The following is a 16,152-nucleotide window of genomic DNA, read 5'->3' as shown; positions in this document are numbered from 1 at the left end:
GGGGGATATGAAACGCCCGCTTTCTATTGTACATTAAATGGGAAGCGGGTGTTTTTGCCGCTGATCCTCCCGAGGGGAGATTTTACCCGGACAAACCGGATTTCATGAATGGAATTCATGGTGCCCTGTCTGCGGACACTTGAAAGGATTGATTAGAAAGATGAAAAAAATCACTCAAAAAGCTCTTTCCCTGCTGCTTTCTGTTTCCCTGCTGCTCGGTATGGCGCAGGGCGCCGGCTTGACGGCATTTGCAAAGGCCGCGGACGCGACGGACTCCAGCGTAACCGCTTATTACTGCGATTCGGGCCTGTATCAGGACCCGAACTGCACGACGCCCTTCGACGGCGATACGAAATCTATTACGAGCATCGAGGTGAATGACAGCACGCAGGCCATCGGGTCTAGCGCGTTCTGGCGTTACGAAAGTTTGACCAACATCACGATCCCGGATTCGGTCGAAACCATCGGGGACGCGGCATTTTATGATTGCGAAAAGTTAAGCTCCGTAACGTTCGGCAAAAACAGCAGCCTCAAAACGATCGAAGAAGAAGCGTTTCGATTCTGCACTTCGCTTACATCCGTTGCACTGCCGCCTTCAGTCGAATCCATCGGCGACGACGCTTTTGAAGACTGTTCCTCTCTTTCATCCGTTACGTTTGATCCGGACTGCCGGCTCCAAACGATCGGAGACGAGGCGTTCGAAGCATGTGCCCTTACATCAATTAAGATTCCCGCCTCGGTTACGTCGATTGGCAAAGATGTATTTTTAGAGTGCACCGCGCTCGATGAAATTAACGTAGAGGAAGGCAATGCCGCTTATTCCAGCAAAGACGGCGTACTGTATAACAGCGACGGAAAAACGCTGATCATCTGCCCCGAGGGGAAAAGCGGTACTTTTTCGGTTCCCGAAGGCGTCACCGACATTGCAGCATACGCATTTAAACAATGTTGCTACCTGGACCGGATTCGGATTTCCGATTCCGTCCGGAGCATCGGCGATTGGGCGTTTATAAGCTGCTATAAGCTTTCCGAAATCGACGTAGCGGAAGGCAATACCGCTTATTCCAGCAAAGACGGAGTACTCTATACCAATGACAAAACAACGCTGGTCACCTGCCCGGAGGGGAAAAACGGGGTCCTTTCGCTGCCCGATGGCGTCACCGCCGTAGCGGACGGAGCATTTGAAGAATGTTTCGGCCTGACCGGTGTTGTGTTTCCGGACTCCGTCACCTCCATCGGGGCCGGTGCGTTCGTGGACTGCGAGAAGCTTAGCTCCGTCACATTCGGTGCGGACAGTCGTCTTGAAACAATAGGGGAGGATGCGTTCGAATATTGTTCGTCTCTTCAATCCGTGGAACTCCCTCCCTCGGTCGATTCCATCAGCGAGTGGGCATTTGAAGCGTGCATAAACCTGAAAAGCGTCGCCCTCACCCCGTCTGAAAAGCTCACTGTTGCGGATGATTCGTTTTTTCACTGCACAAATCTTAGGAACCTTTACCTGGTGGGCGATTCGGCGTCCGATACCCTGCCCAGCTTTTCGAACACGTTTCTGTTTGCTGAGAACGGGGCCGGCGGATATAAACTGACAAAGTACACCGGCACCAAGGCCGGGATCCTGATCCCGAAAACGCTGTACGGAAAAGCCGTTTCCCCTCAGATTGACCCGGACAGCCTGGAAAAGACGGAAACTGTCGTCTATTGTGACGGCAAGGATCTCTATCAAGACAAAGCCTGCACACAGGTCATTGACGACAGCTTTCGCGGCCTGGTTACAGAAGTCAGATTTATTGACGGCGTAACTTCTATCTTCGACAATGCATTGCGTGATTGCAGCAGCCTGACAAAAGTCACAATCCCTGCTTCGGTCACTTCGGACAGTTCTTCTGTCAGAAGTTGGACTTTTGACGGCTGCAGCCAACTGACCGAAATCGACGTGGAGGAAGGCAATACCGCTTATTCCAGCAAAGACGGCGTACTGTATAACAGCGACGGAAAAACGCTGATTGTTTGCCCCGAGGGGAGAAGCGGTACTTTTTCGATTCCCGAAGGCGTCACCGGTATTGGAGAATATGCATTCAGACAATGTTCGTACCTGGACCGGATTCGGATTTCCGATTCCGTGCGGAGCATCGGCAGTTGGGCGTTTATGAGCTGCACTAAGCTTTCCGAAATCAACGTGAACGGCGGCAATGCCACTTATTCCAGCAAAGACGGCGTACTCTATAACCATGATAAGACCACGCTGATCTTTTGTCCCGAAGGCAAAAGCGGAACCTTTTCGGTTCCCGAAGGAGTTAAAGCCATTGGAGAGGATGCGTTTGAGGACTGTACCGGCCTGACGGACGTCACGATTTCGAAATCAGTCCGCCAGATCGGCGAAGACGCATTTTTCCGCTGCACCGCCCTGACCCGCGTCGTTCTGAAAGGGTCCTTGGATGCAATCGGAGAGGATGCCTTCCGTGAAGGACCTGTGACCGTTACCTTCATCGTGCCCGCGAGTCTTGTAGCCTGTTACCAAGACAAGCTGAATTCGTCTGTTATGAAAGAAACGACGGCGAAGATAGTCGGTGAAAAAATTGTCACCGCGGTCGCCGGTCTGCCGGCGGCGCAGAGGGTCGCGAACGGCACGGCGCAGGCGGACCTGAAACTGCCGTCGTCCCTGACCCTTACCGTTGACGGCAAGCCGGAAACCACAGCCGTCACATGGACTTCCACGCCCACGTATGATCCAAGTCAGGCGGGAACCTATACCTTTTCTCCCGTCCTGCCGTTGGAGGAAGGATATGTACTGGACGACGGCGTAAGCGCCGAGGTTGCAGTCACGGTCCAGCCGCTGCCCGGTGTTTCCGGCGTAACGGTATCGCCGTCCACAGCGACGATCCGCCGGGGGAATTCCTTGCGGTTCAGCGCCGTCGTCGGGGGGACGAATTCTCCAAGTCAGGCGGTGACGTGGTCGGTAGCGGGCAATCAGAACCCAAAAACAGTGATGGACCAAGCTGGAAAACTGACGGTGGCTGCGGATGAAACCGCGTCAGCGCTGACAGTGAAAGCAGTCTCCGCTTCCGACCCGAGCAAATACGGCACGGCAGCCGTGACTGTTTCGGGGTCCGACAACGGCGGCGGTTCCGGTCACCATTCTTCTTCCTCCTCTTCAACTGTTTCGACACCGTCTCTTCCGTCCGCGGTCACAAACAGTGAAACCGGCGCGGCGGCCGATCTTTCCGGCGCGAGCTTCCCGTCCGGTGTGACCGGCGTGTCGCTTTCCGTTACTCCGGAAACGTCTGCCGGTGTTCCGGAAGGAGCGTTGGGAGGCGCGGCCGACCCGCAGGGCGCTGCGGCCTACCGTTCTGCCGTGTCCGACGCGGCCCTGAACATTATCGGGGCGCCGCATCTTTATCATCTGAAACTGCTTGACCAGAACGGAAACCCGGTATCTTTCACCGGCAGCGTCACGGTCAGAATTCCCGTCCCCGCCGGAATCCACGGCACGCCGCACGTCTACCGCTATGAGGCGGACGGCACGCTGACCGATCTCGGCGCGACGGTGCAGGACGGATACCTGGTCTTTACCACGACCCATTTCAGCTATTATATTGTTGCAGGCACGGGCGACTCGATTACACTGGACACAAGAACCTACCAGATGCCGGTAAACGGCAAATACCAGATCGGTGTGAAGCTGACCGGCAGCAAAGCCACATCCGTAAAAGTCACTTCCACAAACGATAAAACCGCGGCAGTTACAAAGCTGAAAAACGGCAATTATGAAGTCACCGGAAACGGCCTTGGCACGGCGTATATCATGTTCGACGTTTACGACAGCAAGAATCATTTGCTGGCCCACGCGTCCGTACGCGTCGACGTGAAAACGGGCATTCGCCCAAGGGGTGATTCCACCAGGCAGATCGGCGTGTTTTAGCATCATAGCTTCTCAAAAAAATGTTGCACAAAAAATGCGCTTTGAATGGGCTGAAAAGTCCATTTCAAGGCGCATTTTCTTGCATTTGGGGTGGATCATTTGTATAATTTGCTATTGCAAATTCGGTTTGCAATACCCCTGCTTTTATGCCCAAAGAGTGCCGGGAAACAGATTATGGGTGAGTTTAAGCAACAGGCTGCAGAAAGCTTGCAGAGAAGTCTAGCTGCTGCGGGGCGCAGGGCAGTTTCCTGTGTGCTGCAACAAATGTGTGGCACCTGATTTTGCTTCAGAGATTTTCTCCGTTGCTTGCAATTACTTCTCGGTACCAGTCGAAGGATTTTTTCTTAATCCTTTTGCCGGTGCCTTTGCCGTAATCATCCAGATCAACATAGATGATGCCGTACCGCTTAGACATTTGACCGGTACCGTTGCTGACAATATCAATAGGGCCCCACATGGTGTAGCCCCTCAGATCGACGCCGTCTGCGATTGCTTCCTTCATGGCTTTCATGTGCGCAGACAGATACTCAATACGGTATGTGTCGTTGATCGATCCATCTTTTTCGACAATATCCTTCGCACCCAAACCATTTTCCACAACAAACAAGGGCATTTGATAGCGGTCATAAAGATCGTTTAATGCCAGCCGCAGCCCGTCGGGATCGATCGTCCATCCCCAGTCGGTTTTAGGCAGATAGGGATTGACTAATCCTTCCAGTGAATCCGTCGTTTTTTCGGCAGGTTCTTCGTAGCCGGCGGATACGACGCGGGAGCGATAATAGCTAAAGGAAATAAAATCGACGCGATGTTGCCGGATAATCTCCTCGTCGCCTCTTTCCATTGCGACATGGATATTGTTTTCTTCAAAATACCGCCGGATATAGGAGGGATAATAGCCTCTGGCCTGAACGTCCGAAAAGAAATACTCTTTTCTTTTGGCATCTTCCGCAGCTTTGACATCCTCGACTTTACAGGTGTACGGATATACTGTCTTATAGGCGATCATTGCGCCGGCTTTTGCGTCAGGATCAATCTCGTGAATTATTTTCGTTGCAAGGGCGCTGGCGACAAACTGGTGATGGGCAGCCTGATACATTCTTTGCAACAAGTGATCACTTTTGGGATCGATGCAGGCGGCGTCCCAACAGATCGGGACTACGGCCGCATTTCCAATTTCATTAAAGGTGAGCCAAAATTTCACTAAACCCTTGTATCGGGTGACAATCGTACGGACAAAACGGAGATAGAAGTCGATAAACGCTCGGTTATCCCATCCCCCGTATTTATCGACAAGCGCCAGAGGCGTCTCATAATGAGAAATAGTAATCATGATTGTTATCCCGTCGCTTTTTGCTTCCCGGAACAAATCTTCATAAAATTGGAGTCCGTTTTCATTCGGCTCCTTTTCTTCGCCCGTGGGGAATATTCTCGCCCAATTAATTGAAGTGCGAAATATGTTAAAGTTTGCCTCCTGGAATAATTTCAGGTCTTGCCGATAGCGATGATAAAAGTCAATGGCCTTATGAGTGGGGTAAAAATCAGCGTCTCGTCTTAACCCGCCGAAAAAGCCCTGCGATTTGATGTCCGCCGTGGAAGGCAGCTTCCCGCCCTCCAGATACGCTCCTTCCGCCTGATTAGCGGCGATTGCTCCTCCCCAATAAAAACCGCGGGGAAATCCAGATCTTTTATCGTTGTTCATAGATATCTCCTTTTTACTCTGTCATAGTTTTATAAGTGGCAACAATGCTGGCCCCTTCGCAAGCTATTCCTTCTGTTTGAAAAGTAAAATGATAGTCTTTTGGATCGGTGACGACCATCATCGTAATGCAGTTTAATCCGCTGCTTTCGATAAACTCCTTATCAATCCGTATGATTTTATCCCCTCTTTTTACCGATGTATTCTTTTCTGCGAGTGTTTCAAAGCCTTTTCCCTTGAGGACGACCGTATTCACGCCGATATGAACCAGAATTTCAATTCCGTTCGAAAGGGTGATTCCGAAAGCATGCGGATAAATGGAGTTAATCACTCCATCAGCCGGTGAAACAATGGTATTACTCCTTATTTGAATCGCAACACCGTCGCCCAATGTCCTTTTTGAGAATACTTCATCAGGGACATTATCCAGCGAAACCAAATTTCCGTCGGCGACGGCGGTCAGAATATTTCCCTCAGCGAGACTTTTCTGCTTTTTCTTGAATAATTTCATCATATCAAACATTCCTTGTACCGGGCAGCATTCAGTATATATGGACTCTTGCCTGGTTGTTTAAATTCATACGAGTTTCTCCGGGCGAAATCCACTTAAGATACTCGGGGTGGGATTTCGCCGGAGGGAGCTTCGTTTTCAGCATAGGGCCTCAGAATAAAGCGAAGGCACAGCCTGAAATGGAGTTGGGTTACTCCTTATTGTTCACTGGTAATATCTATTTCCGGAACATCTTTAAAACCCAGAATCACAGTCATAATGGCAGATATAAGAATCGTAACTACAATGGCTATGGTAATCATGAGCATCGTGCTTTCAAAGATCGGAACGGCAAGAATGCTGGAATAACCCATGGCAAATGCTTTGGCTCCGAACAATCCGGCAACCCAGCCGCCGACACCGGCGCCGATTATGACGGCGATCATGGGCCTTTTCAGCTTAAAATTAATCCCGTAAATCGCAGGCTCGGAAACACCGGAAACGATACAGCCGATTGCCGCGCTGATGGCGTCGGTCTTAATCGATTTGTTTTTTGTTCTGAGCGCAACACCAAGGCAGGCTCCCCCTTCCGCCATGTTATGTAGAAGAAACGCGGGACGGAAAAACGCGTCGTAACCCAAAGAGGATATACTGCTGACCATAAACGGGGCAAACATCATATTCATACCGCTCATAATAATAAACGGTATCGCGGCTGCAAGAATACCGACCGCAAAACCACCCGCCACACGATAGATCCAGTTGAAGGCTTCGACGACATAATTACCGGTTACCGCGCCGATCGGGGCAAGGAAAACAACAACGATCGGCATTGCAATGCCCAGTGTCAGCATCGGCGCGAAAACTGTGCGGAGAACGCCGGGAATCACCTTGTAGAAAAATTTTTCGAGTTTTGCGACTAGATATGTTGATAATAATGCCGGAAGCAGCGTGTTGGAGTATTTTACGACGAGAGTAACGGGGAGGCCGAAAACATCCATTTTCGTGTTGCCTCCGATCAAGGCCACAAAATCAGGATATAAAAGCATGGCCACGATAGTAATGGCAAAAGCCGGATTGGATTTCAGGGTTTTGGCGGCGCCATAGGCAATTAAAATCGGCATAAAGTAAAATGCTGTCTGTGACAGATAATTGAACATCATATAGGTTGAGTTGTTTGTGACATCCGGCCACGCAAAAGCAATCAGTGACATAACCACTTTTAACATACCAGCGCCGTAGATGACGGTAATAAACGGTGTTACGGAACTGACGATAAAACCGAAAAGATCCTGCATGCAGCCTTTCAATGTGGTTTTTTTCTTGGGCACCGGCTTAAGATCCTCTTTGTGATATTCCTCCACGATATCGCCGGTTTTCAAGCGATAGTTTTTTTCAATGATATCAAAAACTTCGAAAACGTTTTGTCCCAGGATAACCTGATACTGTTCCATCCCGTAGGTTACGCCTAATACTCCCTCGACTTTTTTCAGACTTTCGGTATCGGCTTTGCCCTTATCAACCAGACTGAAACGAAGGCGTGTTACACAATGAGAAACCGACGAGATATTCTCGGCGCCGCCGACTTTTTCAATAATCGTAGCAGTTAGCTGTTCCATATCGATAGCCATTCTTATTTCCTCCCTAAGTAAATTTCTTTGGACTGATCATTTAACAAATCCGTTTTGGCGGGACTTTTTAATTTAAAGTCTGCCGACGGATAAAAGAAATCAATCACTTCCTTTTTGAATCATAGATAAATAAAACCCGCGCGCTGGTTTCATTCATTCATAAAATAGTGCCAAAGGTCTTCTTCATTTAAAAGAAAAAACCCGAACAGCAAAGCATCATGCTTACGCCATCCGGGTTTTGCTGAACTGAATCATTACAATCCCTTGTCAAACGGGTTAAGATTTTTGAGTTATCCTGGAAATGTGAATGGTGAGGTACAACAATTCTTCCTTCCCCAAATCGTAGTTGTATCTGCTGAAAATCATCTGCTTGATCTGTTCTGCACATTGAAAGGCTTCCTTATACTTAAACTGAATGACTTCCAACAAATCGTCGTCACCGTCTTTATAACGGCTCCCAGATAAAAGACGCTGCGCAAAAAATTTGACATGGTTGATAAATCGGTAATAATTCAGAGATGATTCATCAAACTCCATATGGAAATAATCTTTAACCATCGTGCAGACTTCCTGCATGATCTTCGTAATGCCGTAAACGTTTTTCATTTGACTGTTCAACTCGGCATTGATAAAATGCAGCGTAATGAAAGCCGCTTCATCCTCAATAAATTTTACCCCGGTTTCTTCCAGAACAATCTGATTAGCCTTTAATCCTACTTCGAATTCATCCGGATAAAAACGTCGGATGTCCCAAAGAAGCGGATTTTCCAACACAATGTTCTCTTTATATCGGGCAATGGCGGTTGAAATATGATCGGGCAGGGTTATATAAATACAGTCATTTAGTTTGTTCCCAAGTCGGTTTTTTGCATAATCAATGATGCGCTCGGACAGGAGCATATACTCCATAGGGATTTCGGCCAGCATGGCTTGAAACTTTGAGAAAGTGCTTTGATCTGACAACGCATAGATCTTATCAATTCTTTCAGAATCAACTTTATCTCCAGGCTTTTTCTGAAAAGCAATTCCGCGTCCCATTGCCACAATTTCCCGATCATTTTCATTTCGTGTGACAATTACATTATTATTCAGTATTTTTAAAATTGTCATACGGCTCACTCTTTCTCGAAACAAAATAAAAAGGCAAAACCACAACTCATTAAGTGGTTTTGCCTACAATACTAGTCACAATCCATCATTACTATAAGTCATTTCTTGCTTTGTGTCAACCAACAAAATATATAATAATATTTAATAAAATTTATGCATAATTTATAACTCTGAACGGAAGGAAGACTGATCCGACGCTCTCTTGAATAAATCCTTTTGACCGAAACCGGAGCATCCGGCAATGGCGCACATCGCAGAAATCGGCCTCGGCGCAGCGGACGTTATTCACGCGCAACTTTCCTTGGGAGAATTACCTCATGGATTCGTTTCTGTTCACAAATCCCTTGAAAACGGTCAAAAGCAGGATTTTAACATCTAATAGGAAAGTCCAGTTTTCTATGTAATACATGTCGCATTTAATCCGTTCCTCAATGGAAGTGTCTCCGCGCCAACCGTTTACCTGCGCCCAGCCGGTAATTCCGGGCCTCATAAGGTGCTTTAGCATATAGAGCGGGATTTCTTCCTTAAACTTGTCCACAAAGTACGGGCGTTCAGGCCGCGGCCCAACCAGGCTCATGTCTCCTTTCAAAACATTGATCAGCTGAGGAAGTTCGTCAATGCTGAATTTGCGGATCAGAGCGCCGAATTTGGTTCGGCGGCAGTCGTTCCCGGTTCCCCAGGTATTCATGTCGGAATTGTCGTTTTCTACTTTCATGGAACGGAATTTGTACATTTGAAAGGGCTGTTTCTGCCGGCCGATCCTTTCCTGCTTGTAAATTACGGGGCCGGGTGAAGTGAGCTTGATTCCGAGTGCGGTCATGGCCATCAAAGGGGAGAACAACACCAGGGAAAAAAGGGAAACGACAATGTCGAAAAGGCGCTTGCTGAAGCTGTTCAGGATGTTGTCGATCGGGACCTTGCGGATGTTGATCAGCGGCATTCCTTCCACTTCGTCAATGTATGGCCGGGTCGGAAGATATTTTGTGTAAAAGGGAAGTAAATTCGATTTTACTCCGGCTTTTTCACAAGCTTCGATCAAGCCGCCCAATTCGGAAAAATCATTGTAATCAAGAGAAATAATAACCTGGTCGATTCCTTTGCGGTCCAAAAGAGACGGCAAAGAGGAAAATCCGCCCGCATAGGCGATGCTTCTTCCGGCCGTATAGGCCTTTGTGTGTTCAAGGTACCCGACAAAATCATAGCCCAGGCTGTGGTTGGCAAGGACTCTGTCGTAAAATTCCGCCGAAACGTCGTTCCAGCCCACCAGCAGCAAGTGCTTTAAATTGTACCCCCTTGCCCGCATGCGCCGGAGCAATTTGCGCAGGGAGAAACGAAACACAGAGGAAAACACCACGTTGAGGATGCCGAACATTAAAATGACAAATCTGGAAACATGGACTTCTTTTAAAAAGAACACCAGTACGAAGATAAGAATGGTGCCAATGGTATTCGCCTGCACCACACTTCCGATTTCCGAAACGAGAGACTTGTGACGAAAGGAATCGTGAAGGTCAAAATAATGATACAGAAAGAAGTAAATCGGAATAATATAGAGCTGCAGTTTTACGTAATAGGCGATTTCAAGATGGACGCCCTGATAGTTCCAAAAGTGCAGCGCGTACGCGAGCATCATCGACGCAAAACAGATTCCCGCATCGATCAGAGCTAAAAGCGCATTTAATATTTTTTGGTTATCTTTAATCATATGCATTCCTTACTATAAAAAATATCTGCATTAATTGTAATGGCTTTTCCGGATGAATACAAGGGAGTTTCCAAAATTAACGGAGCAATCCTTCCATTCTGTTGTATCTTTGTGGTTCCAATGATATAATTTAGCTATTCGCCCCGGCTTAACTCCCGGAACAGAATAGCGGTTTGAAATGATTAAGAAGCGGATTCAAGGTTTAAATATAGAAGGTGTGTATAAATGTCATCAAAGAAAAAAGCAATAGCAGCGAAAAAAAACTCAAAAAAGGCGGAAGCAACTTCGGTTCTTCTCTCGTCGGATAGAAACCGATTGTTTTTGCCTGTGCTTTTGGCCCTTGCGGTCATCCCTTTGACCGTACATATGACAATCGTCTCCGTGGACCCGAACGAAGCGAAAATTATCGGTACGGATACTTACGGCGATCTCTTTTCTCAATGCAAGGCGTGGCTTCTTTTTTTGACCGGAATTATCTTGCTGGCCGTAAGCGCTTTCAATTATAAGAAAATATTAAAAAAGCAAAGCCGCATTTATACCGCATACCTTGCCGCAGGCGGAGTCTTCCTTCTGTTTACGCTTCTTTCCGCTTGTTTTTCGCAGTACTCTTCCATTGCTTTCTGGGGAGCCCACGACCGTGCCGAGGGCGCGCTGATTCTTTGCTGTTATATTTTGCTGCTTTTCTATACCATGTACGCCTATCGCACGGAAAGGGATTGTCGCAATCTTTTCATTGCTCTGGGAATCGTGGTGACCGTATCGTCTTTCCTGGGTTCTTTTCAATATTTCGGACATGACCTTTTTCAAACGGATTTTAGCAAATTGCTGACGGTTTTTCCCTGGGATTTCGATCGGATTAAAAAAATAAGTTTGCAGTCAAGTTCCGGAAGGCTGTACGGCACGTTTTATCACTGGGATTATGCCGGCAGCTTTGCCGCCATTGCCGCGCCTGTGTTTTTCGTGCCTGCGCTGTTCGCAAAGAATCTGCGCGCAAGGCTTGCGCTTTGGAGCATGGCGCTGCTTTCCGTCTGGCTTTTGCTGGGAAGTACCTCGCGCGCCGGGATTGTCGGCGTGGTTTTCGCCCTGATTTTTGGAATCGTATTTTTCTGGAAAATCCTTACAGAGCATTGGAAAATTTCGCTGTCCGCTTTCGCTTTCGTCATGATTGCGCTGATCGGAGTGAACACTGTCAGCCACGGAAAAATATTTTCCAGAATTCCCAGCCTGCTCAGCGACGTTTCGGCGGTCTTTCAAAACAGCAGCGGCAACGACTACCTTTCCCAACTCCCAGTTAAAGATATTTCCGTGAAAAACGGCGGCACGATTGAAATAGTGACACAGAATAATGACGTGCTGAATGCCGCGCTGAAGCAGAATTCCCTGGACTTAAAGGACGGAAGCGGCCGCAGTGTTTCCATTCAGATGCAAAACGGGCTCAGCGCGATCACGGACCCGCGTTTTCAGAGGATCGGGTTTGGGCTGACAATGATGGGGCTGGACCAGGAATTTCCTGGAATTGCGGTCAGCATTGACGGGCAGCCGCAGTTTTTTTTCCGGATTGACAGCGGGGATAAACTTCAGATGACCAACTCCGCCGGCACGGTCGATATCGATTCCCTGAAAACCCCGCCGACGTTCGGGTTTAAAGGCAAGGAAAAGCTTGGCTCCGCGCGCGGCTACATCTGGTCCCGTGCTTTGCCGATGGCTTCCGAGCGTCTGCTGCTTGGCGCCGGGCCCGATACTTTTGAACTGTATTTTCCGCAGAACGATCTGTTGGGCAAATATTGGGCGTACGGCACCGCGAATATGCTGGTTGACAAGCCGCATAACTTATATCTGCAAACGCTACTTGGCGAAGGCGGCGTTGCGCTGGCGGCTTTTCTGGCCATGATGCTTCTCTATTTGATTGACAGTTTCCGTCTGTATGCCATGAAAAGGGAATATCAAAAAAATCAAATTCGCGGAATCGCGCTCTGTCTTGGAATCGTCGGATATTTGTTCGCCGGCCTGTTTAACGACTCGGTGGTCAGCGTCGCTCCCGCTTTCTGGATTCTTCTGGGGGCCGGGATCGCGATAAACTTCCAGAACCGCAGGGAGCTATCCAACGGTCCTGCGGATGATGGCGAGAAAGAGACGGATTGAAGCATGAAGAGATATATGCCCGGTCCATGCCCCGCTGCGCCGGCAGCAAAAGCTGGGGATTGCACGTTTGCAGCTATCGGGTGGCTATTTGGTGAAATATGACAAATTTTCGCTCCGGCCTAATTTGTAAATCGCTTTTTAAGATTTTTTCATAAATCCTGTACTGTATTTCAAACTTTTCCCGATTTTCCTGCCGCATATAAAACTCCAGTAGAGAACGGTTGCCCGCTTCGGACAATGGATTGTAATGGATCAATGTGATCAGCAGCCGTTCAATAAGATCAAATTCGCCTGTGCCGTAATAAAACTCCACCATTTTCAGGATAAGCGATTCGTATTTAAGCTCCATTTCCGTCCGGATTTCCTCAGCCCAAATATAATCCTCGCTTTGCAGATAGGCACCGGAATACAGATTCGCCATTGCGTTTGCCTGCTGTATATTAGACGCGTCAATATAAGGATTTCTTTTGATAAATTTGCAAAAATCAATATAATCGCAGACGCCGTCGGCCGCTTCCAGCCTGTAGTTTCCTGAAATTTGAATGGTGTCCCAGCTGATTTGGGCTTCTTCGATTGAACGGCGCAGACGATAAATCGTCACATGAAGAAGGTTTATGGTTTTTTTATCCGTCTTACCGTCAAAAATATTGTGCATCAGCTCATTCCGCGTAACATCCGTTTCAAAATGGCAAATCAGGTAAGCAAACAGCTCTTTCGCGTATCTTGTTGAAAATTTGATCGGTATTTTTTGGGTGTTATCGCTGAAGGTTTCAAAATGATTGAAGCACCGGATCACGGTGTGGTATGCTTCCTCTGCAACGAGCGGTCTTTCCTTTTGCCTGAGAATTTGTTCCATGGTTTTGCGCAGGCGTTTTTCATCGACCGGCTTTAAAATGTAATCCAGAGGATATGCCTGAAACGCCTGAAGCGCGTATTCCGAATACGCCGTGACAAAAACGATAATAATCCCGTAACACAAGTCCTGAATTTTAAGCGCAAGTTCCAGACCGTTCGTCCCCGGCATATTGATATCGAGGAAAATCAAGTCCGGCCTGATTTCTTCCACTCTTTCCAGCACGGTGCGGGAATCCTGAATCCTTGCCGCAATCGTAACCGTTTTGTATTTTTCTAACTGGTACTCCAACTCTTCCAGAGCGGGCAGTTCGTCGTCAACCAAGATTGCTTTCAGCATTGTATCGACCTCCATTTAACGGCAGTTTCATAGATACATCCAAACCGCCGGTATCCCTGTTTTGGATGCAAAGCGAGATATGATAAATTTTTTTGAGTCTTCGCGTAATATTATAAATACCGACACCTCTTCCGGATTCTTCCCCGGCGATCAATTTTTCGATCCGCTCGGGAGGGATTCCATCCCCGTCATCCATCACCCCTATTTTCACGGCGTCACCGACTCGTTTGACATACACCAATATGTTTCCTCCATCCGGTTTAGGCCGTATGCCGTGAATCACCGCGTTTTCAACTAACGGCTGCAAGATAAGAGGAGGTACCCTGACAGATTGATCGTCAATATCATATCGGACCTTAAGCCGATCCCCAAATCGTGCCTGTTCCAAAGAAAGATAGGACCGAATAAACTCCAGTTCTTTTTCAATCGGTATCATATCCTCCAGATTTTTAAAATCGAAGCATCCGCGCAGATAGCTGCTGAATTCTACCAGAAGCTCCTGAGAACGCGGAACATCTTTTCGCGAAATCGACAGGATTGTATTTAATGCGTTGTGAATAAAATGAGGCCGGATTTGGGATTTTAGAAACTTTAATTCCGATTTTCTCTCCCGTTCCAAAGAAGCTTGGAGCTGTAGCAGAGTCTCCTCTTTTTTGCGGATGGTCTCGGCAAAGCTTTCCGCCAATACATGCGCCTGCCCCAGCAGCATGAGGAAAAACCCGATCGGAGTAAGCTCAAGCAAGCCTGCATTCACAATATTATTCTGAAACAGGATGTCAAAGACACAGCACTCCAACACAACGAGGCCGCCGGTCATAATCAGCGCAGCATGGATTCTGTCTCGAAAAACCGCGGTGCACATTCGGATGAAAAGATAGCCGGAGATGATAAAATCATTATTTCTATCCCGTAAATCAGACTGGTAAAAAAAGAAACGGGCGTCAATAGAGTCAAAGCCGTCATAAAAACAGCATAACCCGTGAATATTTTTAAAGCCTTTTGATGGATTTCATCAGGGAACAGTTTCTGAAACAACAGCCCCAATAGGATCGGAATCCAGTACAGCGTCATGTAATCCGCCCGAATAATCGCTGAAAAGCCGAGAAAAGGGAAAAAGGTCTTGAAAAGATAACTGCCGTGCAGTAAGGTCCGCACCGCGATCATTCCGCAAAGAGCCGAGAAAAAGATATGACTTTTCTCCCGCCTGCGAAAAAAGAAAAGGGAGCCGTATATAAACGCCATTACAAAAAAGCTGCCTAATAAAAACGAATCCCGGAAAAGAAGAAGGTCGCGGCTCGATTCGATGCGCTTCGGAGTACCCAGGTACAGCGTCCCCCACATACCGCCGCGCGCATAGGTATAATTGGAGACTTGAATAATCATGTCAAGGCTGTTGCCGGAAGGGGTAAAGCAAACCTGATTCAGGCGGTATTCCGGTTTCCCATCCTTTTCGTATGCAGAAACAACGCCGTTGGCCGCCAGCAGTTTCCCATCTATGTAAATTCGGTAAGCAGTCGAAAAGGTCGGAATCCAAAGAGCCAGCGGTTCCCCTTTCCGAATGCCGGTAACATGAAGCCGATAGGTGCCAAAGCCGGTTCCGCCCAATCCTTTTCCATTGATCCGATACCGGTTCCAGACTTTAGGCGCCGTCACAAGCAAATCCGGCTTTACGCCCTCCCGCAGCTCCTTGTCGGTCACCAGCCGCTTCCAGTAAAACTCCCATTCGCCCGTCAGGGATACCAGATTTCGATCCGGCTGCTGTTCCCAATCGGACAAATCAATTCTTCCACCCTGAACCGAAAGCCTTCTGTCCGTTTCCCAATGAACATAAAAAAGAAGGGCTGTAAATGAAATTCCGATGATAAGCGCAATCAGGCCAAAAGAAATAACTTGTTTTTTATGTTTCATGATTCTTGTATTCTCAAATAAAATTGACTCTCCGAAAATTTTCTTTTTTATTATACATTTTTTAACATATGTTTTCAAATTTTTAAAAAAGGAACGGGGGTGTTGCAAAATGAAAATTTTGCAACACCCCCATTTATGTTGAAAAGTGATCTAAATACGAAGCTTTTGTTGAAAACTTTGCGAGATAAATCGTCGAAATAGGAATAGCAATGCTAAGCTCCGCCGTAAAGCGAAGCTGAAAAATCAATCATTTTCTGTTTTTCTGGAATCTACTCTTTTTGAAGGCAAAACAAATGTGTTTTTAGCCTTCCTGTGTTGCATTTCGCACAGAGCTTGTTCAAGTTGTAGCCCATGCACAA

The 16,152-nt window shown here is 47.6% G+C and carries 10 protein-coding genes; 2 read left to right on the top strand and 8 right to left on the bottom strand.

Annotated elements, in window-relative coordinates; translation table 11 throughout:
* The first annotated feature begins 160 nt into the window (after positions 1 to 160).
* The gene (locus CAFE_RS20815; RefSeq protein WP_156991240.1) at positions 161 to 3,919 is read left to right on the top strand and encodes a leucine-rich repeat domain-containing protein; all 3,759 of its coding nucleotides are present in this window, start codon (positions 161 to 163) and stop codon (positions 3,917 to 3,919) included.
* A 286-nt stretch (positions 3,920 to 4,205) separates the two neighbouring features.
* Here the strand turns inward: CAFE_RS20815 and CAFE_RS16555 are convergent, their stop codons facing one another.
* From CAFE_RS16555 to CAFE_RS16535, 5 genes are all read right to left on the bottom strand, one after another.
* Positions 4,206 to 5,618 (bottom strand): glycoside hydrolase family 1 protein, encoded by a 1,413-nt coding sequence (locus CAFE_RS16555; RefSeq protein ID WP_066650379.1) that lies wholly within the window; start codon positions 5,616 to 5,618, stop codon positions 4,206 to 4,208.
* Positions 5,619 to 5,631: 13 nt separating this feature from the next.
* Positions 5,632 to 6,129: a PTS sugar transporter subunit IIA gene (locus tag CAFE_RS16550; RefSeq protein ID WP_228724936.1), complete on the bottom strand. Its 498-nt coding sequence runs from the start codon at positions 6,127 to 6,129 to the stop codon at positions 5,632 to 5,634.
* 194 nt (positions 6,130 to 6,323) lie between these two features.
* A complete protein-coding gene (locus tag CAFE_RS16545; RefSeq protein WP_066650383.1) occupies positions 6,324 to 7,736 on the bottom strand; it encodes a PTS transporter subunit EIIC in 1,413 nt (470 codons plus the stop codon).
* Between the two features lie 276 nt (positions 7,737 to 8,012).
* Positions 8,013 to 8,846, bottom strand: coding sequence for a BglG family transcription antiterminator LicT (gene licT, locus CAFE_RS16540; protein WP_066650385.1), 834 nt, complete (start codon positions 8,844 to 8,846; stop codon positions 8,013 to 8,015).
* 310 nt (positions 8,847 to 9,156) lie between these two features.
* Positions 9,157 to 10,551, bottom strand: coding sequence for an undecaprenyl-phosphate glucose phosphotransferase (locus tag CAFE_RS16535; protein ID WP_156991239.1), 1,395 nt, complete (start codon positions 10,549 to 10,551; stop codon positions 9,157 to 9,159).
* A 225-nt stretch (positions 10,552 to 10,776) separates the two neighbouring features.
* Between CAFE_RS16535 and CAFE_RS16530 the strand changes: the two genes are divergently transcribed.
* The gene (locus CAFE_RS16530) at positions 10,777 to 12,693 is read left to right on the top strand and encodes an O-antigen ligase family protein (RefSeq protein WP_156991238.1); all 1,917 of its coding nucleotides are present in this window, start codon (positions 10,777 to 10,779) and stop codon (positions 12,691 to 12,693) included.
* A 73-nt stretch (positions 12,694 to 12,766) separates the two neighbouring features.
* Here CAFE_RS16530 and CAFE_RS16525 read toward each other — a convergent pair whose 3' ends face one another.
* Genes CAFE_RS16525 through CAFE_RS16515 form a run of 3 tightly spaced genes read right to left on the bottom strand, consistent with a single transcriptional unit; the run spans position 12,767 to position 15,793 of the window.
* Complete coding sequence (locus tag CAFE_RS16525; protein WP_166525169.1) at positions 12,767 to 13,885, bottom strand: response regulator; 1,119 nt, start codon at positions 13,883 to 13,885, stop codon at positions 12,767 to 12,769.
* Positions 13,863 to 14,684 (bottom strand): sensor histidine kinase, encoded by an 822-nt coding sequence (locus CAFE_RS16520; RefSeq protein WP_166525168.1) that lies wholly within the window; start codon positions 14,682 to 14,684, stop codon positions 13,863 to 13,865. The genes CAFE_RS16525 and CAFE_RS16520 overlap by 23 nt, the downstream gene beginning before the upstream one ends.
* Before the next feature lie 20 nt (positions 14,685 to 14,704).
* A complete protein-coding gene (locus tag CAFE_RS16515) occupies positions 14,705 to 15,793 on the bottom strand; it encodes a 7TM-DISM domain-containing protein (RefSeq protein WP_156991235.1) in 1,089 nt (362 codons plus the stop codon).
* Positions 15,794 to 16,152: the final 359 nt, after the last annotated feature.

The organism is Caproicibacter fermentans (assembly GCF_009746625.1).
In the GTDB taxonomy this organism is placed as follows: domain Bacteria; phylum Bacillota; class Clostridia; order Oscillospirales; family Acutalibacteraceae; genus Caproicibacter; species Caproicibacter fermentans.
The sequence above is the reverse complement of the archived record's forward strand: the minus strand, read 5'-3'. Positions and strand labels throughout refer to the sequence as shown.